Origin of the sequence: Brucella tritici, from assembly GCF_902825325.1 — a bacterium.
In the GTDB taxonomy this organism is placed as follows: domain Bacteria; phylum Pseudomonadota; class Alphaproteobacteria; order Rhizobiales; family Rhizobiaceae; genus Brucella.
The window spans coordinates 144,446-170,291 of record NZ_CADEAR010000011.1; the positions used below are offsets into that span (position 1 = coordinate 144,446).

Here is a 25,846-nt window from a genome sequence, read left to right on the forward strand (position 1 = left end):
CAACAGCGACGGCAGAGCCATCACGCGCAAACCCTAATCTTCGAATGGGAGATTGCGTCAGCCCCATGAACGCAATTCGGGCTTGAAACCGCCCGCGTTGAAACTGGTCCTCCCACCAGAACACGACACTAAGCATAGAGAATCGCTCTACGTCTAATCATCAAGATAGATACAATCACGCCCGATGGGGAAGTAAAGTAATGATTTCGTCTATATCCTGCTTTTTCCGCATGACTTCATGCGGAACAGAAGCGTGAAAACGAAAATGCCCGGCGCAAAGCCGGGCATCTCAACTCATCGGGAAAGAATATAAGGAAAACTTACTGCTGAATGTAAGTATATTTCCCGTCAGCACCCTTTTCCCACTTGTACATGACGTAGCCCGGCAGCTTCGGATCGCCCTTATCGTCATAGGACAGGTCGCCAAGCACAGTCTTGAACGGACCCTTTTCCTTGAGCGCCTTGGCGATTTCCTGCGGATCGTTGCTGCCGGCAGCCTTTGCGGCCTGCGCCAGCGACTGAACAGCCGCATAGGAATAGAGCGTGTAGGCTTCCGGTTCGAAACCGGCGTCGCGGAACTTCTTCACCAGATCGGCATTGTTCGGATTGTTGCGCGGATCGGGACCGAAGGTGTTCAGCGTACCTTCGACAGCGGGACCTGCGATCGAGGCCAGTTCGTTCGACACGATGCCGTCACCAGAGATGAACTGGGCCTTCACGCCCTGGTCAGCCATCTGACGGATGATGAGACCGGCTTCCGGATGCAGGCCACCCCAGTAAACCACCGTCACGCCAGCCTGCTTGAGCTTGGCGATCAGAGCGGAGAAGTCCTTTTCACCAACGTTCACGCCTTCATAAAGGGCTTCCTTGGTGCCAAGTTCATTGAGCTTCTTCTTGGTTTCGTCGGCAAGGCCCTGACCGTAAGGGGTCTTGTCGTGAATGACGGCGATCTTCGCATCCTTGAAATGGTCGAAGATGTACTGGCCGGCCACGATGCCCTGCTGGTCGTCACGGCCGCATGTGCGGAACGTGTTCCAGAGCTGGCGCTCGGTATAGACCGGGTTGGTCGCGGCGGGCGAGATTTCGAGAATGCCGTTTTCGGCATAGACTTCCGAAGCCGGAATCGAAACGCCCGAGTTGAAGTGACCGATGACATATTTCACGCCGTCGGCTGCGAATTTGTTGGCAACGGAAATGCCCTGCTTCGGATCCGAAACGTCATCGCCGAGCGAGATCGAGATTTTCTCGCCATTGATGCCACCCGCATCGTTGACTTCCTTGATTGCGGCTTCCGCGCCCTTCTGGATCTGCGCGCCATAAACGGCGTTCGGACCGGTCAGAGGTGCACCGATACCCAGAACAACGTCAGCCCAAGCCGAGCCCCCGAAAGCCATAACTGCTGCAAGAGCAACGCCTGCGAAAAGCGATTTCTTCATTGTTGGAACTCCCATCATTGTATTTACCCCGAAACGATGTTTTGCATCGCCTTATTTTCTTGCTGATTACTCAGCAATATCTACGCTGAATCTTATTACTGTCAACGTGATCTTACAAAAAAGCTTCGCCGCATGACGGCGAAGCTTTAAAATTATTTTGCCTTCCAGCTGAGAGGTGAGGCTTTTTCATAAAGCCAGCTATATTGCCGCACCATTTGCTTGGTACGGGTGTAGCGGAAACCAACCGTACCGATAATCATCAGTACGATTACATCAACCAGATAGTAGTGGAACGAAAGAAGCGTTCCCTCAAACAGCGCGAAGTGGATGAAGCGCACCGCAGCTCCCAGCGGGATCAGATAGAGCAGAAGCTGCGGATAGGTGCGCCACGTCGAAGCACAGGCACGCCCCGTCATCCAGGCGGCCCAGCCGCCCAGCAGACAGGTGATGAGGAAAAACAACCAGAACGACGATTCTTCGTAGAGAATACCCTGCATGATTTCCTCCTAGTGCCTTCCGCCTTCGAGATAGGCAGCGCGGACTTCCGGATCGGCCAGCAATTCGCGGCCAGCGCCGCTCATGGTGATCGAGCCGTTGACCATCACATAGCCGCGGTCTGCGAGCTTCAACGCACCGAATGCGTTCTGCTCGACGAGAAACACCGTCAGTCCCTGTGTACGGTTCAGTTCCTTGATCGCCTCGAAAATCTGCTTCACGATCAGCGGCGCAAGACCCAGCGACGGTTCGTCGAGAAGCAAAAGCTTCGGACGCGCCATCAGCGCGCGGGCGATTGCCAGCATCTGCTGTTCGCCGCCCGAGAGCGTACCGCCACGCTGGTTGATGCGTTCCTTCAGACGCGGGAACAGGTCGAACATCAGCTTTACGTCTTCTTCGAAATATTGCTGATTATCGAGGCTTGCGCCCATCTGGAGATTTTCCAGAACCGTCATGCGCGGAAAGATGCGACGGCCTTCCGGCGACTGCGCAATGCGCAGCTTGGCAATCTCGTGCGGCGGCATGGATGTGATATCCTTGCCGTTGAAGAGAATACGGCCGGTACGTGCCTTCGGTGAACCGAAGATCGTCATCATAAGCGTCGATTTACCGGCGCCGTTGGCGCCGATCAGCGCCACGATCTCGCCCTCGTCGACGGTGAGGTCGATACCCTTGAGGGCGCAAATATTGCCGTAATAGGTCTCGACCTTCTCGACGGCCAGAAGCGGTTGCTTTTTCTGCATGGTTTCAGCCTGCATCATTCGCCTCCCTTCTTCGGCTTGGCAGAAGCTTTTGTCGGGGCTTTGGCGCGTTTTGCGCCGCTGCTTTTCGCAGCCCCACTCTTGCCAGCTTTCACGGGAGCAGTCTTATGGCTCGTCGGAACATCGCCTGATTCAACGCGTTCGGAGAACTCGGTCGCCTGACCGGCGGCGAGTTGCTTGGCCTGTCCGACCCAGTCTTCGCGCGCGATACGCCCGTCGAATTCCAGATAGGTTTCAGCTTCCACAATATCCGCTTCGGTCCAGGCGGCGATCTGATCGAAATGATAGATGCCGTGTTCGTTAAGCTTCGTTTCGTTGACCGCGCCGATGCCCTTGATGAGGGTCAGATTGTCGGCCTTGCCGCCGCGTGCTTCGGCCAGGCCACCGGCGAGAGAAGCGCGTCCTGACGGTGCTTCGCCCGTCTCTTCGGCAATTTCTTCCTCGATGGCTTCCTCGGCAAGCTGAGCGGCGACCAGATGCGCCGGATCGGCAACACCCGGCTTATCCGCCTCTTCAATAAGCTCGGCAATCTCTTCGTCATCGACGCCGAGATAAGCGGCAATAACGCGCGGATCGTTCTTGACTTCTTCCGGCGCACCGTCGGAAATCTTGGTGCCGTATTCCAGCACGATCACATGGTCGGAGATTTCCATGACCACCGACATGTCGTGTTCGATCAGCAGGATCGACGTGCCTGTTTCCTTGCGGATATCGAGCAGGAGCTTGTTAAGCTCTGCCGATTCACGCGGATTGAGACCAGCGGCCGGTTCATCGAGGCAGAGGATTTCCGGCTCGGTACACATGGCGCGGGCGATTTCCAGACGGCGCTGATCGCCATAGGGCAGATCGCCCGCCGGATCGTCCGCACGACCGATCAGGTTGATTTTCTCCAGCCAGTAACGCGCCTTTTCAACCGCGTCCTTCGCCGCCGACTTGTAGCCGGGCAGACCGAGAAGGCCGAGGATCGTATAGCCCGACGAGCGCATGAGCGTGTTGTGCTGCGCGACCAGCAGGTTTTCCAGAACGGTGAGGCCCGAGAACAGGCGGATGTTCTGGAAGGTACGCGCCACCTTGGCCTGCTTGGTGATCTGGAAGTCAGGCAGGCGCTCAAGCAGGAACTTGTCGCCCGTCTTCCGGTTCATCGTCAGCATGCCGCCCGTCGGCTTGTAGAAACCGGTGATACAATTGAAGACCGTGGTCTTGCCTGCACCGTTCGGGCCGATGATCGCTGTGATATCCCCACGCTTCACGTTGAAGCTCAGATCGTTGATGGCCACGAGACCGCCAAAGCGCATCGAGAGATGCTCGACCTGCAGGATGGTGTCTTTTTCAGTGTTGCCCAATTCGGCTTTATCAGGCGCAGTGCCAGACATAGTGCTTATCTCCGCCATCAGCCGTGCCCTTCCTTGGTAAAGGCACCCGACACCATCTTCTTCTCATGCAGGAAGGCACTCGGTTCTCGACTTCCGACGAAACCACGCGGCTTCCAGACCATGACCACGACCATGGCGATGCCGAAGATGAGCATACGGTAGAGTTCCGGTGTGAAATCAGGCCCGAAAATGGCTTTCAGGAAGCTCATTTCGCGCAGGATTTCCGTGCCGCCGATCATGACGATCGCGGCAATGGCGATGCCGACCAGCGAGCCCATGCCACCCAGAACGACGATGGCCAGAATGACGGCGGATTCGAGGAACACGAAGGATTCCGGGCTGACGAAGCCCTGACGCGCGGCAAAGAAGGAACCCGCAAAACCACCGAACATCGCGCCCGTGGCGAAAGCCGTGAGCTTGGTCGTGGTGGTGTTGATGCCGAGCGAACGGCAGGCGATTTCATCTTCACGCAGTGCTTCCCATGCGCGGCCAACCGGCATGCGGCGCAGACGGATGGTGACCCAGGCCGTCAGGAGCGCCAGCAGAAGGATGACGTAATAGAGGAAGAACTTGTAGTGCGCCGCCGAGAAGGTGAGGCCGAAATGAGCGGCGAAGCCATCCTTGCTGGCATTGAAAGGCAGGCCGAAGAAGGTTGCCTTGGCAATGCCGGAAACGCCGAATGTGCCGCGGGTGAGATCGGTCCAGTTGATGAGAACCAGTCGGATGATTTCGCCGAAGGCAAGCGTCACGATGGCGAGATAGTCACCACGCAGACGCAGGACCGGGAAGCCCAGAATAACACCCCAGGTCGCGGCGAGAATACCGGCAATTGGCAGCAGCATCCAGAAGGACAGGCCGAAATAGGCCGACAGCAGCGCATAGGAATAAGCGCCCACTGCATAGAAGGCGACGTAACCCAGATCGAGAAGACCAGCGAGACCCACGACGATGTTGAGGCCCCAGGCCAGCATCACATAAATGAGGATCTGGACGCCGAAATTATCGACCCATTTGAGCGATCCCTGCCAGCCGAGGAAGGCGACGATCAGGATCGGGTAGACAAAGAGGAAGGCAACGCCGAGGCGCGAGAAGTTGCGGCGCACGAAAGACGGGCTTTCGACCGCGGCGGTCGGCTGCTTGCTCTTGGCAAGCTTGCGCGCTTCCAGGGTTGGCTGGAGGAAGGCGACGAACAGGAAGCGACCAACCGCAGCCAGTGCGACCATAACGGCCAGCGTGCCCCAGCGCTGAACGAGCACCAGTTCGTTGTTGATGTTCTGATCGGTCTTGAAACCGATGATGAGGCAGAAGAGACCCAGAGCCAGAAGACCGGCGAAGAACCCTTCACGAATGGCCCGGCCAAAAAGGGAATCCGGGCGTGAACTCGACTGTGCAGCCATGATTAAACCTTTTCGACTTCAGGACGGCCAAGAATGCCGGACGGCATGAAGATCAGCACGATGGCGAGGATCGAAAACGCAGCAACGTCCTTGTAGTCGATCGAGAAATACGCCGACCACAATGCCTCGATGAGACCGATGAGCAAGCCACCGACCACAGCGCCCGGAAGCGAGCCGATGCCGCCCAGAACAGCCGCCGTGAACGCCTTGACGCCGGGGATGAAGCCGTCGGCAAAGGAAATCACGCCATAGAAGGAAAGGTAGAGCGTACCGGCCACCGCCGCGAGCATCGCACCCATCACGAAGGTGAGCGAAATGACGCGATCGACATTGATGCCGAGAAGCGCCGCCATCTTGCGATCCTGCTCACAGGCACGCTGCGCACGACCGAGCGAGGTGCGATTGACGATACACCAGAAGATCGTCAGCAGCACCGCTGTCACCACGATGACCACAACCTGCTTCAGCGAGATCGTCACATTGGTCCCCAGGATATTGTAGGAACCGTTCAGAAGCTGAGGCACCGGCTTGTTACGTGGCCCCTGCGTCACCTGGACGAAGTTGGACAAGGCAATCGACATGCCGATAGCCGTGATCAACGGTGCGAGGCGGAACGAACCACGCAGCGGCCGGTAGGCCACGCGCTCGATCGTCCAGCTCCACAACCCCGTCAGCAACATGGCGACGACCATCATCAGAAGAAGCATCAGCGCAATAGGCAATGCTCCAATGAAGGTTGTGATGATTAGAAAAACAATCAGCGCCATGAAGGCACCGAGCATGAAGACATCGCCATGAGCAAAGTTGATCATGCCGATAATGCCGTAGACCATCGTGTAGCCGATGGCGATCAGGCCATAGATCGAGCCGAGCGCGAGCCCGTTGATCACCTGCTGGAAGAAATATTCCATCGAGAAGCCACCCATTTTACCGCCCGGGATTTTTTGACGCATCTTTATTTCGTGCGCCTTCATTTTATTCCCGGCTATTTACACCTAACGGCTGTATAGAGGAATGCAACCCCCTTTTGTCTCAGACAAAAGACTAAGGGCATCATCCTTCCACAAACTAGTTATGTCCCCTACTAAACGTCCTGTATATGTTTTTTTCTCCTACCCAGGACGCCTTATTCCACATTTTCTACACGGCTCGAAAGCCAAAAAATTGGGAGCCAGTATGAAATTTACCAGCCATACCCACTTTACGCGACCGTAAACCCATGTGCAAAGGGATCGCGATCATCGATAAAGATCGTATTATATCCCGTCATGCGTGCCCAGCCAGCAATTGAAGGGATAATTGCCGGCAATGTACGGTCCTGACCTACCACTTCCGTAGCACGCTCGACACGGCCGTGGAAAAGCGACCCGATAATGGATTCATGCACGAACTCATCGCCAGGCTTCAATTTGCCCTTGGCGGCCAGTTGCGCCATACGCGCAGACGTACCGGTGCCACATGGCGAACGGTCGATTGCCTTGTCACCGTAGAAGACTGCGTTACGGGCATGCGCTTCCTGATGTTTCGCCTTGCCGGTCCACAGAATATGGCTCAGACGGTTGATATCGGGCAGCAGAGGATGCTGGAACTTGTACTTCTCGTTCAGCCGCTGGCGCAGGATCGGGCTCCATGCAATCAGCTGCAAAGCGGAATAATCTTCCATATCCGTGTAATTTTCTTGCGGCTCGACGATAGCGTAGAAATTACCGCCATAAGCCACATCGACCTTGATGTTTCCGAGGTCGGGGCAGTCAACTTCCAGCCCTTCGGCATAAAGGAAAGCCGGAACATTGGTGAGACGAACCCGCTCGACATACTGGCCGTTTTGCTCATATTCGATCGCCACCAGACCGGCAGGCGTATCGAGATTGAGCTTGCCCGGCGTCTTCGGCGTCACCAGACCCTGCTCTATCGCCATCGTCACGGTTCCGATGGTGCCATGACCGCACATCGGCAGACAGCCGGACGTTTCGATGAACAGCACAGCGACATCGCAATCGGGGCGCGTCGGCGGATAAAGGATGGAACCGGACATCATATCGTGGCCGCGCGGCTCGAACATGAGACCGGTACGGATCCAGTCATACTCGCGGAGAAAATGCGCCCGCTTTTCCATCATGGTCGAACCTTCGAGGTTCGGCCCGCCGCCTGCCACCAGACGCACGGGGTTGCCGCATGTATGTCCGTCGACGCAGAAGAAGGAATGTCTTGCCATGATGGTCAGTTCCGAAAACGTTGTGGCTTGAAAGGTTCAATGTCGATTGCAGGCACGGCACCCGTGATGAGATCGCGGATAAGCCGCCCGGTCGCAGCCGATTGCGTGAGGCCGAGATGGCCGTGGCCGAAGCCATAATAGATATTGCCGCCAGCCGAAGCCCTGCCGATAACCGGCACTGAATCCGGCATGGACGGCCGATAGCCCATCCATTGCCGGCCGCCCTCGGTGCGAAGACCCGGCAGGAACATGGAAGCTTTCTTCAGCATGGCTTCGGATCGTGCGAAATTAGGCGGCAGGTCGAGACCGCCGAATTCCACCGCACCACCGACACGCAAGCCGGTTTCCATCGGCGTGACAACGAAACCGTGGCCGGGGAAGGTCAACTGTCGCTTCACATCGAAACTGCCGACCGGCAATGTCGTATTATAGCCGCGCTCGGTGTCGAGCGGCACCGCGTCGCCAAATCCTTTGGCAAGGTCGCGCGACCATGCACCGGCCATCAGGACAAGATGCACCGCCTTGATTTCGGTCCCATCTTCCAGACGAATACTCGCCCTATCATTGTCCGACTGCGCATTCACAACCTTGGCCTGAAGGAAGTGCGCGCCCTTGCTTTCGGCATAGGCCCAGATGGCCTTGCCGAACAGTTTGGGATCGCTGACATTCTTCCAGCCAGGAACGAAAGTTCCAGCAACGAAACGCGGACTCAAGCCCGGCTGCAATTCAGCAAGCCGGTTGCCGCGCACATGCTCATAGGCGATGCCCGCCTTCTCGCGGACATCCCAGCCCGGCTGAGAGACCGCAAGCTCGGCTTCACTTTCATAAAGCTCCAGATTGCCATTTTCGCGCAGCCTGTCGCGCAGCCCTGCCCTGTCGATCAGCGCCATCATCTCGCTGCCGGCAAGACGCATGATATCGGCCTGTGCAATCGCTGTTTTCGCCAGCGCATCCGCACTGCTCGCGCGCCAGAACCGATAAAGCCACGGCACCATTTTTGGAAAATAGGAGGGACGGATCGAAAAAGGCCCGAGCGGGTCCATCAGCCAGCCCGGCACTTTGCGCATCACGCCTTTGGAAGCCAGCGGCAGAATATCGGAGAAAGCAAGCGCCGCCGCATTACCTGAACTGGTTTCCTCGCAAATACCGCTTCTGTCGATGACCAGAACCTGACGTCCCGCCTCGGCAAGCAAGGCAGCTGTCGCGACGCCGACAATGCCGCCACCAACAATGAGAATATCCCGCTGACCCTGCGGATCAGATTTCATCTTAGACGGCTCCCCACCGGTTATTTTACGCATATTCCAGAATATTGACCAACGAACCGAACAGTGTCGATGCTTCGGGCAATTGGCATGCAGTATGTTCAATGCCAGCCATCCGGCTCTGTCCATCGATTTTTTGGAATGACACTGTGCTGAAAACTCGCCATCGCTTGAAAAAGCCACAAAGGCTGATTTAGGGAACGACCAGTTCAAATCAGATCATATTGATATATCAGAGATATATCTGTAAGATTGAACTATGTCAATCGTCGTAACCACAAGGCATGGACAGGCATGGAAGAAACGAACGTTCGAGACACGCTGGCACGGAGCCCGGCAAACATGCCGCAGGCGACCATGGACAGCTGGGGCAGCGAAAGCCTCGCCGAGCAGGCCTATCGTATTCTGGAACGTTCCATCGTCACGCTGGAACTGGAACCCGGCACTGTCGTCAACGAGCGCACGCTGATCGAACTCACCGGCATGGGCCGCACCCCCATGCGCGAGGCCATTCAACGGCTCGCCTGGGAAGGTCTTGTGGAAGTGCGTCCGCGCTCCGGCATTGCCATTGCGGCCATCGACCCGAAGGATTTCATCAAGGTGCTGGACGCCCGCGAAGGCGTTGAGCGCGTGCTGGCGCGTGACGCCGCACGCTTCGGCAGCCCTCGCGACTATGAACGGCTTGAAGCCGCTGCTGCTGCCATGCGGCAGGCGATCCCGAACGAGGATGTGGCGCTGTTTCTCGATGCCGACAAGGCATTCGACATTGTTCTGGGAGCGGCAGCAAGCAATCCCTATGCCGCACGCATCGCAGCCCCCCTGCAAACCCACAGCCGTCGTTTCTGGTTCCGCCTTCGCCCGTCGACCGGCATAGCCGGCTCGGCCAATGCACATGCGACACTGATCGAGGCGATCGTCTCCCGTCAACCGGAGCAGGCGAGCGATACGGCAAGCAAATTGATGGCGTATCTTCGTACCCTTGCACCCTGATTTTCGACGCCGGGCATCCAAGAACCATCAACGTTGTCGCAAGGACCGTCGCGACCGCTCATTATCTCGGACATCCATCGCGGCAGCCGAACTGGTATCGAAAATCAGGCCGTCATCAGTGTTCACGCCATTCAAAGCGCGCGTATAAGCATGGCGCGTCCCACGCTTCATATCCTGTGCCTGCACCGAAACGATGGACAGAACAGCACATAAGCCGATAACAGCCTGAGACGAATAACGCATATCAAACGCTCCCCGCCCGAGTTTTCTAGTATTGATGACTATGCCAGTGGACCGCCAGGCTGCGACCGAAAGAAGGCGGGAGACGTCTGCTTTCGAGACTTCGCTTCACGAAGCGGTGATTTCCAAAACAAAAAAAGCCGAAGTTTGAACTTCGGCTTTGGGTATCGCAGGGACCGTCGAGCCCGATTAATGGGTCTTGTTCATCGAGTCCGACATTTTGCGAAGCACGTTGAGCGCAATGCTCAGTTCCTCGTCACTCACGCCTTCCAGAAGGTCCTCGCGAACGTCACCGGCAAGCTTCACGACCTGCTCAGCCAGAATCTTGCCTTCCGCCGTCATCACCACCCGCTTCGCGCGACGGTCGCCCTGAACAGTCTGACGTTCAATGAACGACTGCCGCTCCAGACCATCAAGCAGGCGCACCATGGTCGCATTCTCTATTTCCAACGCTTCCGCCAGTTCCTTCTGATAAAGACCTTCCTGTTCCATCAGGGCTAGCAGAGTGCGCGCCCGGGCCAGCGTCAGACCGCGTTCCTTCACGCGCGCATCAAAAACAGTGCGAAGCCGGCGATTAACTTTCGCCATGGCATTAATCATTTCAGCCTTGAGATCTGCCGTATCCATGCCAATCGCCTTATATATTAGTAAACTAATGATTATGAATTTGGATAAATCGCTGGCGAACTATTTTCAAGCGAACTTCATGAACTCACGCAAGCGTGATGGGATTTGGCGCCGATATGACAGTTCTGCGAACAAATTCACTGCGGAGCGGGTGATCTGGAGCATTTCCCGTTGCGATTGAAACATTGGGAATGCTCTATCTTTTTGTTTTTACGCGCATCTTGTTCCAAAAACCGTTTCACACTTTTCGGGATGCGCTCAAAAAAGAAAAAGCGGGCAAAGCCCGCTTTCCCAAAAAACGATAGGTGGTGCCGATTAGGCTGGCATGATCGTTCCCTGCAGCGTCATCAGCTGATGCAGGAAGATTTCTGCCTTGGTGCGGTGTTCGTTCGACGAAGCATCGTCCAGAGCCTTGCGGGCATGATCGATACGGCGCTGAATATCTGCCGGATCGATATCGTCCACATGGGTCGCCGATTCGGCCAGAACGGTGCAGCCCTGCGGAGTGATATCGGCGAAACCGCCAAAGACTACGTAGGAGTCGGACTTGCCGTCGGCAAGCTTCACCGAAACGACACCCGGCATGATCGTCGTCATCAGCGGCGAATGACCGGCGAGAGCCGTCAGATAGCCTTCGCTACCCGGAATGACGACTTCCGTCACCTGCGCGGAAAGCAGGAGCCGTTCAGGCGACACGAGTTCGAATTGGAAAGCTTGAGCCATGGTTCTCACTTGAATTCAAAAGCATGAGCCCGAAAACGACTTCCGGAAAAGATCATGCTTAAACAAAATGATTGGCTTTCACGGCGGGCCTTGCGGCCCACCGGGAAATTCATTTCATCACGCAGCTTCAGCTGCCAGCTTCTTCGCCTTTTCGATCGCTTCTTCAATCGAGCCGACCATGTAGAAAGCCGGTTCTGGAAGATGATCGTATTCACCTGCGCAAAGGCCCTTGAAGCCCTTGATGGTGTCGGCGAGGTCAACCAGCTTGCCTGGCGAACCGGTGAAGACTTCAGCAACGAAGAACGGCTGCGACAGGAAGCGTTCGATCTTACGAGCGCGCGCAACGGTCAGCTTGTCGTCTTCCGACAGTTCGTCCATGCCGAGGATGGCGATGATGTCCTGAAGCGACTTGTAGCGCTGAAGGATCGACTGAACCTGACGGGCTACAGCGTAGTGTTCTTCACCAACGATCATAGGATCGAGCATACGCGACGTGGATTCGAGAGGATCCACAGCCGGGTAAATACCCTTTTCAGCGATCGAACGGTTCAGCGTGGTGGTCGCGTCCAAGTGAGCGAACGACGTTGCTGGTGCAGGGTCGGTCAAGTCGTCGGCAGGAACGTAAATTGCCTGAACCGAGGTGATCGAGCCCTTGGTCGTTGTGGTGATGCGTTCCTGCATCGCACCCATGTCGGTTGCCAGCGTCGGCTGATAACCCACAGCGGAAGGAATACGGCCGAGAAGAGCCGAAAGTTCCGAACCAGCCTGCGTGAAGCGGAAGATGTTGTCCACGAAGAACAGAACGTCCTGGCCCTGGTCACGGAAGTTTTCAGCAACCGTCAGACCCGACAGGGCAACGCGAGCGCGCGCACCCGGAGGCTCGTTCATCTGACCGTAAACGAGTGCAGCCTTGGAACCTTCACCGCCACCGAGCTTGTTAACGCCCGATTCGATCATTTCGTGGTAAAGGTCGTTACCTTCACGAGTACGTTCACCAACGCCTGCGAATACCGAGTAACCGCCGTGCGCCTTGGCGACGTTGTTGATCAGTTCCATGATGAGAACGGTCTTGCCGACGCCTGCGCCGCCGAACAGACCAATCTTGCCGCCCTTAGCGTATGGAGCGAGAAGGTCGACGACCTTGATGCCCGTTACCAGGATTTCAGCTTCAGTCGACTGTTCGATGTACTCAGGAGCTTCCTGGTGAATCGCGCGACGTGCAGTGGTCTTGATCGGACCTGCTTCGTCAACTGGCTCACCAATAACGTTCATAATACGGCCAAGCGTTTCTTCGCCAACCGGAACCATGATCGGGTTGCCCGTGTCGCGTACTTCGTGACCACGGACGAGACCTTCGGTCGAGTCCATAGCAATCGTGCGAACGGTGTTTTCGCCCAGGTGCTGTGCAACTTCAAGAACCAGACGGCTGCCGAGGTTGTCGGTTTCCAGAGCGTTGAGGATCAGCGGGAGCTGACCGTCTTCGAACTGTACGTCGACAACAGCGCCGATGACCTGAGTGATCTTGCCTACTGCGCCGGTCGTTGCAGCCTTGGGAGCTGCACCAGACTTGGCGGCTGCCGCCTTCGCTGGAGCCTTTTTGGCTGGAGCTTTCGCCGCTGCTGGCTTCGCTTCGGCCGCGGCGGTAGTTTTCGGGGTCGCTGCTTTTGCCATCGATCCTTTTACCTTCCGATTAGAGCGCTTCCGCGCCCGAAATGATTTCGATCAGTTCCTTGGTGATCTGGGCCTGACGCTGACGGTTATACGTGATCGACAACTTGTTGATCATGTCACCGGCGTTACGCGTCGCATTGTCCATCGCGCTCATCTTCGCGCCCATTTCGCCCGCCACATTTTCCAGCAGAGCGCGGAAAATCTGGACCGAAATATTGCGTGGGATCAGCGTCGACAGGATCGCCGCAGGATCAGGTTCGTACTCATAAATCGCATCGCCTGCAGTGTCCGCCTGCGCAACATCGCCAGCCGAAGCCGGAATGATCTGCTGTGCAGTTGGAATCTGTGCAATCACCGACTTGAATTCGGAATAGAACAGGGTGCAGACATCAAATTCGCCTTGTTCGAACAGCTCGATCACCTTGTGGCCGATCTGGTCGGCATGCACAAAAGCGAGCTGCTTGACTTCACGCAAATTGACGTGGTCGATAATCAGCGAGGCAAACTCGCGACGCAGAATATCTGCGCCCTTCTTGCCGACCGTGATGATCTTGACCGTCTTGCCTTCAGCAAGGAGCTTGCGGGCATGATCGCGCGCCAGACGCGCGATCTGCGAGTTGAAACCGCCGCAAAGGCCACGTTCTGCGGTGCAGACGACGAGCAGATGCACGTCGTCCTTGCCCGTACCGGCCATCAGGGCCGGCGCATCTTCGCCGGTTACGTTCTGCGCGATATTTGCGAGAACGGCACCCATGCGCTGCGAATAGGGCCTTGCGGCTTCCGCAGCTTCCTGGGCACGGCGCAGCTTCGCCGCGGCGACCATCTGCATCGCCTTGGTGATTTTCTGCGTCGCCTTGACCGAGGCGATACGGTTTCTCAGATCCTTTAGTGAAGGCATCCGTTCATCCCGTCACAAAATTCAAGCGAAAGACTTGGCGAACGCGTCGACCGCTGCCTTGAGCTTTGCTTTGATGTTGTCGGTGAGCGCCTTTTCGTCGCGAATCGCATCGAGAACATCCTTGTGCTCGGTGCGCAGCGAAGAAAGAAGACCTGCTTCGAACTTGCCGACCTGGTTGACGGCGATCTTGTCGAGATAGCCATTCACGCCAGCGTAAATCACGGCAACCTGTTCTTCCGTCTTGAGCGGCGAGAACTGCGGCTGCTTGAGAAGCTCGGTCAGACGTGCGCCACGGTTCAGCAAACGCTGGGTCGAGGCATCGAGATCCGAGCCGAACTGTGCGAAGGCGGCCATTTCACGATACTGGGCGAGCTCGCCCTTGATCGAACCGGCAACCTGCTTCATGGCCTTGACCTGCGCCGAAGAACCAACGCGCGAAACCGACAGACCGACGTTAACAGCCGGACGGATACCCTGATAGAACAGGTTGGTTTCGAGGAAGATCTGGCCGTCGGTGATCGAGATCACGTTGGTCGGAATGAAGGCAGAAACGTCGTTGCCCTGCGTTTCGATGACCGGCAGAGCCGTCAGCGAGCCAGCGCCGTTTTCGTCGTTGAGCTTTGCAGCGCGTTCGAGAAGACGGGAATGCAGATAGAAAACGTCGCCCGGATAAGCTTCGCGGCCCGGAGGACGACGGAGCAGAAGCGACATCTGACGGTAAGCGACAGCCTGCTTGGACAGATCGTCGTAGCCGATCAGTGCGTGCATCGAGTTGTCGCGGAAATATTCGCCCATGGCGCAGCCCGCAAACGGAGCGAGATACTGCATCGGAGCCGGATCGGAAGCGGTAGCCGCAATAACGATCGAATATTCCAGAGCGCCGCGTTCTTCGAGAACCTTAACGAACTGGGCAACGGTCGAACGCTTCTGGCCGATAGCAACGTAAACGCAATAAAGCTTTTCGCTGTCCGGGCCGTTGTCGTGGATCGGCTTCTGGTTCAGGAAGGTGTCGAGAATAATGGCAGTCTTGCCGGTCTGACGGTCACCGATGACCAGCTCGCGCTGGCCGCGGCCAACCGGGATCAGAGCGTCAACAGCCTTGAGGCCGGTCGACATTGGCTCATGAACCGACTTGCGCGGAATGATGCCCGGTGCCTTCACGTCGACGCGGCGACGCTCGGTAGCAACGATTGGGCCCTTGCCGTCGATCGGGTTGCCGAGAGCGTCGACAACGCGGCCCAGCAGGCCGGGACCGACTGGAACGTCAACGATTGCGCCGGTACGCTTGACGATGTCGCCTTCCTTGATGTCACGGTCGGCACCGAAGATAACGACGCCGACATTGTCGCTTTCAAGGTTCAGCGCCATGCCGCGAATGCCACCAGGGAATTCGACCATTTCACCGGCCTGGACATTGTCCAGACCATAGACGCGGGCGATACCGTCGCCAACGGAAAGAACCTGACCGACCTCGGAGACCTCAGCCTCCTTGCCGAAGTTCTTGATTTGCTCTTTCAGGATAGCGGAAATTTCCGCGGCGCGGATGTCCATCAGCCGACCTCTTTCAGTGCAAGCTTGAGAGAAGAAAGTTTAGTGCGAAGGGACGTGTCGATCTGACGCGAACCCATCTTGACGATAAGACCGCCGAGGATCGACGGATCGACGGTGACATTGATCGTCACGTCCTTGCCGGCCACGCCCTTCAGCGTTGCCTTCAATTCGTTCTGCTGCGCAGCACTCAGTTCGTGCGCGGAGATGACATCGGCGGAGACTTCACCGCGATGTTCGGCAGCAATCTTGCGGAAAGCGGCGATGATGCCCGGGAGGGCGAAGAGACGACGGTTCCGCGCGACAACGCGCAGGAAATTTCCGACCAGACCCTTGATGCCCGCCTTGTCGGCGAGAGCGCCGATGGCGTGAAGCTGATCTTCCGAAGAAAATACCGGACTGGAAATCAGTCGCTTGAGGTCCTCGCTTCCGCTCAGAAGCGCCTCGAAACGGTCAAGATCTTTTTCCACAGCCGCAACGGATTTCGCGTCGAGTGCGAGCTCGAAAAGAGATCCGGCGTAACGCTGTGCGACACCTGAAATGAGCGAAGACGTTTCAGCCACGAACAACCTGCTCTCTACGTTGAAACCATCCTTTTGGGACCCAATCTTGTTCAGGACGCCAAACCGATGATTTTATTGAATGTTTCCGGAAAACCACTGACGCGCGAGCACGTCAACACCGAAATGTGATTGCCGTCTAGCATAGACGAACAGGACTCGCAACACGCGAATCCGGCACTTTTGTGTAAGATTTGCCGCCTTTCGCGGTCAAAAAAGTCGCATCTGCCCCGGCGAGGCGACCTTCCGTTACACAACCTGCACGCCTGACGTGCAGAAGGGCACCGTTTCCGATCAGGAAATGAAGCCGAAAGCGTAAAGCAGTGGACCTGCTGCAAGCACGAATTCCACCAGTGCTGCGAGACTGCCATAGACGCGTCCCCCAGCCGGTCCGCCCTTGCGGCCCGCCGCATCCGACATCATCGAAATGAAGCGTCCGAACAGCGCAAATCCCCATACGGAGCCCAGCACCACCCAGAGGAACGGCTGTGCGAAAATAAGGCACCCGAGCCCCACGCCGAGATAAGGTCCGGCGAGCGTCGCACGGACGGAACCGTAACCTTCGGGACGGCCGTTGATCGGCTGGAGCCGCAGCAGCTTCAACGTTATGCCGGGCGCAAAAAGCATGACAAGACCGGCCAATGCCGTGATGGCGGCAGAGCCCCAGGCAAGCCATTCTCCGGTCGTGGCAGGAAGATAGAATTCCATCGCAATTACCCTCGTCGTTTCTTGCCGTATAAGCATGTCTCCCAAAAGTGGGAACCGGTTTTGGGATCAAGACATGCGGAGAGATAATCCGATAGAACATTTCCCACAATCAAACCGAACTGGAAATCTGTAGCGGAATTTCCGTCGATCTTCCACGCCTTTGGCTGTCAAAGGGCCTGTTAAAGGGCATGTCAAAGGAAGCTTTGCGGATCGATATCCACCTGCACTCTTATCGAGCCTTTTTCCTTCGGCCCGTTGGCAAGCAAGACGCGAATAAATCCTTGAATATCCGCGCGTTTTGTTCCGTGCACGAGAATGCGGAAACGATGGCGTCCCCGTACCAGCGCAAGCGGCGCCTCGGCAGGCCCGAGCACGGAAATCTCCGGGGATGAAGGGGCTGCACGACGAAGCGCGCGCGCATGATTTTCGGCATCGGGCCGGTTGTCGGCTGAAATAATCAGCGCGGCAAGCCGTCCGAAAGGCGGCAAAGCGCTGCGTTCGCGCTCGTCGATCTCGCGGGCATAGAATGCGTCCGCATCGCCGCTGACGATTGCCCGCATCACCGGGTGATCCGGCTGGTAGGTCTGGATGAGGCCGAGGCTCTTGCGACCGGTTCGGCCGGCACGTCCCGTCACCTGATTGAGCAACTGGAAAGTGCGTTCAGCCGCGCGCGGATCGCCATTGGCAAGCCCCAGATCGGCATCCACGACGCCCACCAATGTCATGTTGGGAAAGTTGTGCCCCTTGGCAACAAGCTGCGTGCCGATGACGATATCCGCCTCGCCCTTTGCGATAGCGTCGAGTTCCAGCCGCAATCGCTTCACGCCGCCTGCCATATCAGACGAAAGAACTATGATTCGTGCTTCGCTGAAAGTCGCCGCCACTTCTTCTGCAATGCGCTCCACACCGGGCCCGCAGGCAACCAGATGATCCAGCGTACCACATTCGGGACAAGCCTCCGGCACCGGCTCATGATAGCCGCACTGGTGGCACATGAGCTGACCGCGAAAACGATGTTCCACCAACCAGCTCGAACATTGTGGGCACTGGAAGCGATGACCGCAAACCCGGCATAGCGTCAAAGGCGCATAACCGCGTCGATTGAGGAACAAAAGCGCCTGCTCGCCGCGTTCCACCGTCTTGCCGACAGCTTCGGTCAGTGCGGGCGACAGAAACCGGCCAGGCGGCGGCGGCGAACGCCGCATATCGATGGTCTTCAGATCGGGCAACGCCGCTTCCGCATAGCGACCGTAGAGCTTGATTCGCTTGTAGCGTCCCTGCTCGGCATTAACCTGACTTTCGATGGATGGCGTGGCCGATGCCAGCACCACCGGGAAACCGCTGATATGGCCGCGCACCACCGCCATGTCGCGCGCATTGTAGAAGACCCGGTCTTCCTGTTTGTAAGCCGGGTCATGTTCTTCATCGACGACGATCAGCCCCAGTTCCTTGAAGGGCAGAAAAAGCGCCGACCGCGCACCTGCCACAACCCGCACCGTGCCCTCCGCAATCTGCCGCCAGACACGTTCGCGGGTGCGGGGAGCAAGGTCGGAATGCCATTCGGCAGGCTTGGCCCCAAAACGATCATGAAACCGGTCGAGAAACTGTTGTGTCAGCGCGATCTCAGGCAGGAGAATCAGCACCTGCCTGCCTTGCTCAATCGCCTTGGCAACGGCTTCGAAATAAACCTCGGTCTTGCCCGATCCGGTCACGCCGTCGAGCAGCGAAACCGAAAAACAGCCGGCTTCCACGGCTTCCGACAGCATTTCAGCCGCCGCCTGCTGGTCTTCTGAAAGCGTGGCCCGCGCATAGTCGATATCAGGTTTTGCCACCACGGCTGGCGGCGGCAGCATGACTTCTTCAAAAATGCCTTGTGCCTTCAACCCGTCCACGACCGTCATGGAGACACCCGCCGCATGGGCAAGGCCGGATCTGGTCCATGCAAGCCCGTCTCGGGCAAGCTCCATCACCCGCGCCCGCGCCTCGGTCATGCGCTCCGGCTCGCCGCCAGAATATCGAAGCCCCGGCACTGATGGCTCGGGATCGAATGCGGCAGGCACACGCAGGACCATACGCGCCACCATACCGGGTGGTGAAAGCGTGTAGTCCGCAGCCCAGCGCATGAAGCGCAGCATGTCGCCCCCCACCGGCGGGCAGTCGAAAACTTCGGAAATCTCCCGCAGTTTTCTGGCATCAACGGCATCGGTCTCGCCCTCGCAGACGATCCCTGCCACCTCACGAGGTCCAAGCGGCACGCGCACGATCGATCCGGGCTGGACGTTCATCCCTTCCGGAACCATATATGAATAAGGCCGCTCTGCGGGCATGGGCACGAGCACGGGAACGACCCGTGGTGCGAGTTCCGGAAACAGACCAGAAATGGGGTTTGCAATATCGTGCGAATCTTTCGACATGATCGCGTGACCTTGGCGCGGCTTTGCGCTAAAGAAAAGCCACCTTCCGGGAATTAAATGGTTTTAAATTCCTCAAATCCACCCGCGCTCATTATGGAGGAACGCTGTTATGAAGTTTTTCGTGGACACTGCGGACGTCAAGGAAATCCGCGAGCTCAATGACCTTGGGCTGGTCGATGGCGTGACCACCAACCCGTCCCTCATCCTGAAGTCGGGTCGTGACATTATCGAAGTGACCAAGGAAATCTGCAACATCGTCAAGGGCCCGGTTTCTGCCGAGGTTGCCGCGACGGAATATGAGCAGATGATGAAGGAAGCTGCCGTCATCTCCAAGATCGCTGACAATATCTGCATCAAGCTGCCTGTAACCCTTGACGGACTGAAAGCCTGTAAGGCTCTGTCGTCTGACGGCCACAAGGTCAACATGACGCTCTGCTTCTCGGCCAATCAGGCGCTTCTGGCAGCCAAGGCCGGCGCGACCTTCATTTCGCCGTTCATTGGCCGTCTCGACGATACCGGCATCAACGGTATGGAGTTGATTGCCGAAATCCGCACGATTTACGACAATTATGATTTCCGCACCGAAATTCTTGCCGCTTCGGTTCGCACCGTCAATCACGTCAAGGAAGCAGCACTCATCGGCGCCGATGTCGTGACCGCACCTCCGGCAACGCTCAAGGCACTGGTCAAGCATCCGCTGACCGACAAGGGCCTCGAAACCTTCCTCGCTGATTGGGCGAAAACCGGTCAGAAGATCGCCTGATCGGCGACCTTGCCAGACGAATGAAAGGCGGGCTATTGGCTCGCCTTTTTTTATTCCAGCACCGTTTCCCCGTCCTGCTTGCTCACCCGGATCGGTCGTGCGCCGCAGTGCTCGGTAATCGCGCTGGCAAGGGCGGCTGAATGGGTCACCACCCATATCTGGCTGCGTTCGGATGCCTGCGCGATCATTCGGGCAAGTGACGGGATCATATCGGGATGCAGGCTTGCCTCCGGCTCGTTGAGCGCGATCAGTGGCGGCAGGCGATAGGAGAGCAGCGCACCCGCCAGAGCCAGCAGGCGAATCTGTCCGTCGGACAATTCTCCGGGGCGAAATGTCCGCGGCGGGAAAGCCGGAAAGTTCAAACCGAAAGTCGCCGTTTCGTCCGGATAGGGAATAACCAGCTTGGCGCCTTCCAGCGCGTCGGCAACCAGACGATCGAGATCGACCGTATCCTGCCGGATATGCGCCAGCGTCGCAAAGACCGAGGCAAGATTGCCGCCGTCCTCGTCCAGCATCGCAGCAGTTGCGGCTATGGACGGCTGGCGTACCGGCGCATCACGGTCGCTTCGAAAACCATGGTAAAAGCGCCAGCCACGTATCTGCGCAGAAAGATCGCCTATCTCTGGATAATGGCCGGATTGCCCAAGCACTGCCAGCCCGCTTTCCGAAGTCAGCAGGCGCGCCGGGTGCTCCATGCGCCGCCCTTCCCCGTCCCGCGCGAAAGCCGCAGGTCCGCGCCGGCCCATCAGATCGACGGGGCGACGGCCCGTATCGAGATTGAGCTGTTCTTCCTTGATCTGCGGCTCGAAGGGAAAGGCGCCGGAAACCGGCGGCGGCAGACCTGCCTCGACACGATAGGAAAGACGCGAGGCCAGTCGCTCGTCTTCAAAAACCGCTTCCAGAATGATACGCGCCGTTTCGTGCTTGCGGCGATTGCCGCTCCACATGGCCGATTGCATCCCGCCTTCGCGCACCACTTCTGTCGAAAGATTGCCCTCGGCAGCGGCCTTCACCAGTTGCAGCGCCCGATAGAGGTTGGATTTTCCAGCACCGTTCTCGCCGACAAAAACCGTCACCTGCCCGAGGTCGAACCGCACGGAACGCAGCGAGCGATAGCCTTTGGCTGTAAACGAAACGAGACGCATGATCCCTCTGGTACAAAGACAAAAGGCGGCACGAACCCGCACCGCCTTTTGGAACAATCGGCATCAAGCCGAAATCAGAGCTTTGACATTTTCATCGCCAGAGCGAGGAATATCTGTTCGGCCAGTTCTTCCGCCGCACGCTTGCGCGCATCGCGTTCGGCACGCAGATTTGCGAATTCCTGACGCGGACGGTCAAAGGAAGCGCCAACCGTGCGGGTACCAGTGGCAAGCGGCTTGCCATCCTTGTCACGCAACACGAAATTCGACGTTGCCTTGACGATACCGGACGATGGACGGCCCGTACGGTCGGTCTGATCGCCAATATCGACGCTTACGGCCGCAAGCGTATAGCTGCTCAGACCGAGACCGAGCCGATAGGTCGGGTTGGCCGGCTCACCGGCACCGCCGCCGAGCAGGAAGATCAGGCGATTGCGGACCTGCTGCTGAAACACATCGCCAGCCGGATCGATGGCCACCGAAGCAAGCTTGGTGCGCATGTCCGGTGTCACGCTGCCGCCTATGGTTCCACCGGCACCACCGCCGGAGGAATAAAGCGGCTGCACGGTGCATCCAGCCATCAGCACCGCAGCTCCGAGCGCGAAAAACGCAACGCGGAAGGCTTTGATTGCAGAGAAAAAGCGGTCAGGCAACGACATTGACGATCCTTTGCGGCACCACGATAACCTTCTTCGGCGAGCCTCCATTGAGCGCAGCCTTGACGAAGTCAAGTTCGAGCACCGCCTGCTGGATGCTAGATTGATCAGCGTCGCGGGCGATTGTCAAATCCCCACGCTTCTTGCCGTTGATCTGCACCGGCATAACGATCTCGTTTTCCACCACCAATGCCGGATCGAATTCCGGCCAGGCGCTGCGGGCAACCAATGTTTCACGACCGGCAATCTTGCCGCCCAGCACAGCCAGACACTGTTCAGCCAGATGCGGCATCATCGGCGCCAGCATCAGGATGAGCTTTTCGGTGACGTCACGGACAGCACTCTTCAACTCGTCATCCGCATTGCCCGAAGCCACCTGCTGCAGGGAAGCAGCAGCCGTATTGACCAGCTCGTAAAGACGGGCGACGCCACGGTTGAAGGCGAGCTTCTCGATATCGTCGCCGACAGCCTTGACCGCCTTGTGCGCAGCCTTGGAAACGACAAGGGCTTCGCCCTGCGTCCCGGTTTTGGGCGCAACGTCCTTCAGATGTTCGGCGGCTTCCGCCACCAGACGCCAGACGCGCTGCACAAAACGATGGGCGCCTTCAGCACCGGCTTCCGTCCAGATCACGTCACGCTCGGGCGGCGAATCAGACAGCATGAACCAGCGCGCCGTATCGGCACCGTAGGAAGCGATAATGTCATCGGGATCGACAACATTCTTCTTCGACTTCGACATCTTCTCGATGGAACCGATTTCCACCGGCTCGCCTGTCGAGAGCAAGGTCGCGCTGCGCTTGCCGTCGGTTTCCTCAATACGAATATCGGCAGGCGCTACCCACTGGCCATTGGCCTTGTAGGTCTCGTGCACAACCATGCCCTGCGTGAACAGGCCCTTGAACGGCTCATCGATGCCGACGTGACCGGCGACCTTCATCGCACGGGTGAAGAAACGCGAATAGAGCAGATGCAGGATCGCGTGTTCGATACCGCCGATATACTGATCGACCGGCAGCCAGTGATCGGCAACCTTGCGGTCGGTCGGCTCGTTTTCCCATGGTGCCGTAAAGCGGGCATAGTACCAGGACGAATCGACGAACGTGTCCATCGTATCGGTTTCACGGCGCGCATCAGCACCGCATTTCGGGCACTTCACATGACGCCAGGTCGCGTGACGGTCGAGCGGATTACCCGGACGGTCGAACTCGACATCGTCCGGCAGCTTGACCGGCAGATCGGCGCGCGGCACCGGATTGACGCCACAGCTTTCGCAATGGATCATTGGAATCGGGCAGCCCCAGTAGCGCTGGCGCGAAATGCCCCAGTCACGCAGACGGAACTGCACCTTGCGCTCAGCCTGCGGGCTATTGCCGAGGCTGGTCTTTTCCAGACGATTGGCCACTTCATTGAAGGCCGCTTCCGGCGTCATGCCGTCGAGGAAGCGTGAATTGATCATCAGGCCGTCGTCGGTATAGGCCGTTTCACCAATGCTGAAGCTTGCCGCGTCTTCACCCTTCGGCAGAACGACAGGCGTAACCTTCAATTTGTACTTGTTGGCGAAATCCAGGTCGCGCTGATCGTGCGCCGGGCAGCCGAACACTGCGCCCGTGCCGTATTCCATCAGGACGAAATTGGCGACATAGACCGGCAGTTCCCAGTTCTCGTCGAACGGGTGCTTGACCTTGACGCCGGTGTCGAAGCCCTTCTTTTCTGCCGTTTCAAGCGCTGCCAGCGATGTTCCATGGTGATGGCATTCCTCGATGAAGCCGGAAAGCGAAGCATTGTCTTCAGCCAGCTTCTTCGCCAGCGGATGATCGGCGGAAATAGCCACGAAAGCCGCACCGAACAGCGTGTCCGGACGGGTCGTATAGACTTCGATTTCCGAGAAACCGGCAGGCGCGGTATTGCCGTCCAGCGCAAAACGGACCTGCAGGCCTTCCGACTTGCCGATCCAGTTGCGCTGCATCAGGCGAACCTTTTCCGGCCACTGGTCGAGCGTGTCGAGACCGGCCAGCAATTCCTCGCTGAAATCGGTGATCTTGAAGAACCATTGCGTCAGTTCGCGCTGTTCGACCAGCGCACCCGAACGCCAGCCGCGGCCATCCACCACCTGCTCGTTGGCGAGCACGGTGTTGTCGACCGGGTCCCAGTTGACCTTGGAGGTCTTGCGCGTCACCAGACCTTTTTCGAAAAGGTCGATGAACAGCATCTGCTGACGATGATAATATTCCACGTCGCAGGTCGCGAATTCACGCGCCCAGTCGAGCGAAAGGCCCATCGACTTGAGCTGGCTGCGCATCGTGGCGATGTTCTGGTAGGTCCATTCCTTCGGGTGAACCTTATTCTGCATCGCCGCGTTTTCCGCAGGCATGCCGAACGCATCCCATCCCATCGGATGAAGCACGTTGAAACCCTTGGCACGCTTGTAACGGGCGACAACGTCACCCATCGCATAGTTGCGCACATGGCCCATATGGATGCGCCCCGACGGATAGGGGAACATCTCGAGCACATAATATTTCTCGCGGCTGTCGCTATTGTCGGTTTCGAAGGTCCGGTCTTCTTCCCAGACTTTCTGCCAATGAGCTTCCGCCACGCGCGGATTATAACGTTCGGCTGCCATGACCGTATTTACTCGTACGAAGGTGATGCAATAAGGAGAGTCGATGTTTAATGGCGACCTTCACCACGTATTGGCGAAAGCGTCAACCTTTTGCGGATGAAAAGCCTGAAAGCGAGAGTTTCATGTCAGATATCGTAGCGAACCTGAACACGGTCAAGGCCGCAATCGCCAATGCCGAACAGGAAGCACAGCGCGACAAGGGTTCCGTTACACTCGTCGCAGTGTCGAAAACCTTCGATGCGGAAGAAATCCGCCCGGCACTCGACGCGGGCCAGCGCGTCTTCGGTGAAAACCGCGTACAGGAAGCACAAGCCAAATGGCCCCGACTGCGCGAGGATTATTCCGGCATCGAACTGCATCTGATCGGCCCGCTGCAATCCAACAAGGCCGCCGACGCCGTCGCTCTTTTTGATGTCATCGAAACCGTCGACCGCGAAAAGATCGCAGCCGCCTTGGCCAGCGAGATCAAAAAGCAGGGCAAGGCCCCGAAGCTTTACGTGCAGGTAAATACCGGACTTGAAGAACAGAAGGCCGGCATTGCGCCCAAAGATGCCGTCGCCTTTGTCGAGCGCTGCCGCAAGGAACATGGTCTCGCCATCGAGGGGTTGATGTGCATCCCGCCTGCGGATGAAAATCCCGGCCCCCATTTCGCGCTTCTGGAAAAGCTCGCCCGCGAGGCACAGGTCGAAAAGCTTTCCATGGGCATGTCGGGCGATTACGAGACCGCCATCGGTTTCGGCGCGACATCGGTGCGTGTCGGCTCGGCCATCTTCGGCGGGCGGAGCTATACCGCCCCCGCCTGAATCCTTTGTCCATCACCTATATTAGTGCAGGACGATCTCGCCCTGCACACTCCTCCAGTCCGAGGGGCCAAGCAGCCGGAAATGCGTGTAGCTGACCGAATGCAACGGCCCGTCAATCTCCCGATTCCAGAATTCGATGAAGTGATTGAGCACCGGAAAATCGGGCGCCAGATCATAATCCTGCCAGACGAAAAGCTGCAGCAGATGCGGATGATCGGGCAAGTGGTAGAAAACTTTCGCCGTCGTCAGACCATAACCGGCGAGCTGGAGTTCAAAGGCTGACTTTGCGTTCAAAGCGGACGTCGTCATGGCGATTTCCCCTTTTTGTGAAGAGCCTTATTGTCAGGCTCCTGAATAGGAGATAATCACTCTAAATGGTTTTTAAACTGTAAAAACAATATATTAGCATCAGTCAGCAGCGAGTGCTGCCAGTTGCCATTTCTGACGATGCGTCATTGTGGATCATAGACGCGCCGATTGTCTAATTTACCTTGCCCGCAATGGAAGGTAGACAGGGCACCCGATGGTCTCGCCTTTC

The 25,846-nt window shown here is 57.5% G+C and carries 24 protein-coding genes; 3 read left to right on the forward strand and 21 right to left on the reverse strand.

Annotated elements, in window-relative coordinates; all coding sequences use genetic code 11:
• Positions 1-320 precede the first annotated feature (320 nt).
• The 8 genes from HWX93_RS16775 to HWX93_RS16810 all read right to left on the reverse strand — a co-directional run bounded on the left by HWX93_RS16775 (position 321) and on the right by HWX93_RS16810 (position 8,945).
• Positions 321-1,436, reverse strand: a complete 1,116-nt coding sequence (locus tag HWX93_RS16775) for a branched-chain amino acid ABC transporter substrate-binding protein (RefSeq protein ID WP_109989024.1) — start codon at positions 1,434-1,436, stop codon at positions 321-323.
• A 152-nt stretch (positions 1,437-1,588) separates the two neighbouring features.
• Entirely contained in the window at positions 1,589-1,933 is a 345-nt protein-coding gene (locus HWX93_RS16780) for a DUF6867 family protein (protein ID WP_109989025.1), read from the reverse strand.
• A 9-nt stretch (positions 1,934-1,942) separates the two neighbouring features.
• Complete coding sequence (locus HWX93_RS16785; protein WP_061347978.1) at positions 1,943-2,689, reverse strand: ABC transporter ATP-binding protein; 747 nt, start codon at positions 2,687-2,689, stop codon at positions 1,943-1,945.
• Positions 2,689-4,083 (reverse strand): ATP-binding cassette domain-containing protein, encoded by a 1,395-nt coding sequence (locus tag HWX93_RS16790; RefSeq protein WP_419191020.1) that lies wholly within the window; start codon positions 4,081-4,083, stop codon positions 2,689-2,691. The genes HWX93_RS16785 and HWX93_RS16790 overlap by 1 nt, the downstream gene beginning before the upstream one ends.
• Entirely contained in the window at positions 4,083-5,462 is a 1,380-nt protein-coding gene (gene livM, locus HWX93_RS16795; RefSeq protein WP_109989027.1) for a high-affinity branched-chain amino acid ABC transporter permease LivM, read from the reverse strand. The genes HWX93_RS16790 and livM overlap by 1 nt, the downstream gene beginning before the upstream one ends.
• A 2-nt stretch (positions 5,463-5,464) precedes the next feature.
• Positions 5,465-6,373, reverse strand: a complete 909-nt coding sequence (locus tag HWX93_RS16800; RefSeq protein WP_176038051.1) for a branched-chain amino acid ABC transporter permease — start codon at positions 6,371-6,373, stop codon at positions 5,465-5,467.
• A gap of 290 nt (positions 6,374-6,663) precedes the next feature.
• Positions 6,664-7,677 carry a 4-hydroxyproline epimerase gene (locus HWX93_RS16805; RefSeq protein ID WP_176038021.1) on the reverse strand — a complete coding sequence of 338 codons (1,014 nt, stop codon included), beginning with the start codon at positions 7,675-7,677 and terminating at the stop codon, positions 6,664-6,666.
• Between the two features lie 5 nt (positions 7,678-7,682).
• The gene (locus tag HWX93_RS16810) at positions 7,683-8,945 is read right to left on the reverse strand and encodes an NAD(P)/FAD-dependent oxidoreductase (protein ID WP_176038022.1); all 1,263 of its coding nucleotides are present in this window, start codon (positions 8,943-8,945) and stop codon (positions 7,683-7,685) included.
• 339 nt (positions 8,946-9,284) lie between these two features.
• Here HWX93_RS16810 and HWX93_RS16815 point away from each other — a divergent pair, with 339 nt between their 5' ends.
• Positions 9,285-9,932, forward strand: coding sequence for a GntR family transcriptional regulator (locus HWX93_RS16815; protein ID WP_235969127.1), 648 nt, complete (start codon positions 9,285-9,287; stop codon positions 9,930-9,932).
• Between the two features lie 27 nt (positions 9,933-9,959).
• Here HWX93_RS16815 and HWX93_RS16820 read toward each other — a convergent pair whose 3' ends face one another.
• The 9 genes from HWX93_RS16820 to HWX93_RS16860 all read right to left on the reverse strand — a co-directional run bounded on the left by HWX93_RS16820 (position 9,960) and on the right by HWX93_RS16860 (position 19,321).
• Positions 9,960-10,175 carry a hypothetical protein gene (locus HWX93_RS16820; protein ID WP_176038024.1) on the reverse strand — a complete coding sequence of 72 codons (216 nt, stop codon included), beginning with the start codon at positions 10,173-10,175 and terminating at the stop codon, positions 9,960-9,962.
• Between the two features lie 186 nt (positions 10,176-10,361).
• Positions 10,362-10,799: a MarR family winged helix-turn-helix transcriptional regulator gene (locus HWX93_RS16825; RefSeq protein ID WP_176038025.1), complete on the reverse strand. Its 438-nt coding sequence runs from the start codon at positions 10,797-10,799 to the stop codon at positions 10,362-10,364.
• Between the two features lie 315 nt (positions 10,800-11,114).
• On the reverse strand, positions 11,115-11,522 hold the full coding sequence (locus HWX93_RS16830; RefSeq protein WP_109989032.1) for a F0F1 ATP synthase subunit epsilon: 408 nt from the start codon (positions 11,520-11,522) through the stop codon (positions 11,115-11,117).
• A gap of 117 nt (positions 11,523-11,639) precedes the next feature.
• Entirely contained in the window at positions 11,640-13,193 is a 1,554-nt protein-coding gene (atpD, locus tag HWX93_RS16835) for a F0F1 ATP synthase subunit beta (RefSeq protein ID WP_109989033.1), read from the reverse strand.
• 19 nt (positions 13,194-13,212) lie between these two features.
• Complete coding sequence (locus HWX93_RS16840) at positions 13,213-14,091, reverse strand: F0F1 ATP synthase subunit gamma (RefSeq protein ID WP_061347969.1); 879 nt, start codon at positions 14,089-14,091, stop codon at positions 13,213-13,215.
• A gap of 21 nt (positions 14,092-14,112) precedes the next feature.
• Positions 14,113-15,642 carry a F0F1 ATP synthase subunit alpha gene (atpA, locus tag HWX93_RS16845; RefSeq protein ID WP_109989035.1) on the reverse strand — a complete coding sequence of 510 codons (1,530 nt, stop codon included), beginning with the start codon at positions 15,640-15,642 and terminating at the stop codon, positions 14,113-14,115.
• Positions 15,642-16,202, reverse strand: coding sequence for a F0F1 ATP synthase subunit delta (locus HWX93_RS16850; protein WP_012091258.1), 561 nt, complete (start codon positions 16,200-16,202; stop codon positions 15,642-15,644). Before HWX93_RS16850 ends, atpA begins: the two co-directional genes overlap by 1 nt.
• 291 nt (positions 16,203-16,493) lie before the next feature.
• Positions 16,494-16,907 (reverse strand): DUF4345 domain-containing protein, encoded by a 414-nt coding sequence (locus HWX93_RS16855; protein WP_176038026.1) that lies wholly within the window; start codon positions 16,905-16,907, stop codon positions 16,494-16,496.
• A 191-nt stretch (positions 16,908-17,098) separates the two neighbouring features.
• A complete protein-coding gene (locus HWX93_RS16860; protein ID WP_176038027.1) occupies positions 17,099-19,321 on the reverse strand; it encodes a primosomal protein N' in 2,223 nt (740 codons plus the stop codon).
• A 109-nt stretch (positions 19,322-19,430) separates the two neighbouring features.
• Between HWX93_RS16860 and fsa the strand changes: the two genes are divergently transcribed.
• A complete protein-coding gene (fsa, locus tag HWX93_RS16865; RefSeq protein WP_109989038.1) occupies positions 19,431-20,084 on the forward strand; it encodes a fructose-6-phosphate aldolase in 654 nt (217 codons plus the stop codon).
• 50 nt (positions 20,085-20,134) lie between these two features.
• On the opposite strand, the gene HWX93_RS16870 is transcribed toward fsa, so the two are convergent.
• The 3 genes from HWX93_RS16870 to leuS form a co-directional block, all read right to left on the reverse strand.
• Positions 20,135-21,229: an AAA family ATPase gene (locus HWX93_RS16870; protein WP_176038028.1), complete on the reverse strand. Its 1,095-nt coding sequence runs from the start codon at positions 21,227-21,229 to the stop codon at positions 20,135-20,137.
• Positions 21,230-21,303: 74 nt separating this feature from the next.
• Positions 21,304-21,885 carry an LPS assembly lipoprotein LptE gene (lptE, locus tag HWX93_RS16875; protein WP_109989040.1) on the reverse strand — a complete coding sequence of 194 codons (582 nt, stop codon included), beginning with the start codon at positions 21,883-21,885 and terminating at the stop codon, positions 21,304-21,306.
• Positions 21,872-24,505: a leucine--tRNA ligase gene (leuS, locus tag HWX93_RS16880; protein WP_109989041.1), complete on the reverse strand. Its 2,634-nt coding sequence runs from the start codon at positions 24,503-24,505 to the stop codon at positions 21,872-21,874. The genes lptE and leuS overlap by 14 nt, the downstream gene beginning before the upstream one ends.
• A gap of 122 nt (positions 24,506-24,627) precedes the next feature.
• Between leuS and HWX93_RS16885 the strand changes: the two genes are divergently transcribed.
• Positions 24,628-25,308 (forward strand): YggS family pyridoxal phosphate-dependent enzyme, encoded by a 681-nt coding sequence (locus HWX93_RS16885; RefSeq protein ID WP_176038029.1) that lies wholly within the window; start codon positions 24,628-24,630, stop codon positions 25,306-25,308.
• A gap of 21 nt (positions 25,309-25,329) precedes the next feature.
• Here HWX93_RS16885 and HWX93_RS16890 read toward each other — a convergent pair whose 3' ends face one another.
• Positions 25,330-25,617, reverse strand: a complete 288-nt coding sequence (locus tag HWX93_RS16890) for an usg protein (protein ID WP_176038030.1) — start codon at positions 25,615-25,617, stop codon at positions 25,330-25,332.
• Positions 25,618-25,846: the final 229 nt, after the last annotated feature.